At 56.1% G+C, this 683-nt stretch carries 1 protein-coding gene; it reads right to left on the bottom strand.

The genetic code is table 11. From position 1 onward, the window contains the following. Window positions 1–683: hypothetical protein (locus ABD892_RS10220; protein ID WP_345195520.1), on the bottom strand; the 683-nt coding region annotated here is incomplete at both ends.

The raw sequence follows: 683 nt of genomic DNA, 5'->3' as shown, positions 1-683 counted from the left end.
GTGTCCAGCGAGGCCATGAACGCCACCATCTGATCCTTATGGGCAGGCAGGAGTTTTCCTTTCTGTACCAATGTGTCCAGCTCGGCACTGATGGACTGCCGGGCAATGGCAGCTTCCGATGCGCTAATCGCACATTCACGCTCATTGAACTGCGTTTCCTTAGCCGCAAGGGATGCTTCCCTGTCCGCAAGCTCGGCCTTTTTCTGTGCGAGTTCTTCCTCTGTCATTCCGTTGTCCTCAGTCCGTTCAATGGGGTTGGTTTCGGAGAAGGCGGGGGAGACACTGGCCTCAGTGTTCTCTTCTTGTCTGGCGGAGAGTTCCAGCTCATCAATGGCCCAACTGGCGATGACCTCATCCGCCTCCTCGGGGCTGAACTTGTCGATCAGGAACTCACGAAGCCGGCGAAAAACAGAAGCGATGGTGAGTGTGTCGTAAGGCGCGGAAAACTCGAGTACTCCTTCCTCCTGCTCGTTGAAGGAGACCGGCTTGAGTCCTTTAAGAGCGGGCGGCTGGGCACCCAGAAAGCCGACATGGCGAAGATAGTAAACACCGGGCACCGGATTGCTGGGACTCTCCGGCGTATAGAAACTGGCGCTGACTTTTTTGTAGCGGCCTTCTTTCACCAGCGTTTCAAAGTCGGTGTCCACCTGTTGCGGTTCGGCCTGCAGACCGTTATCGCTGAA

Origin of the sequence: Kistimonas scapharcae, assembly GCF_039540975.1 — a bacterium.
In the GTDB taxonomy this organism is placed as follows: Bacteria; Pseudomonadota; Gammaproteobacteria; order Pseudomonadales; family Endozoicomonadaceae; genus Kistimonas; species Kistimonas scapharcae.
Note: the sequence above shows the minus strand (reverse complement) of the source record. Positions and strands in the feature narration are given on the sequence as shown.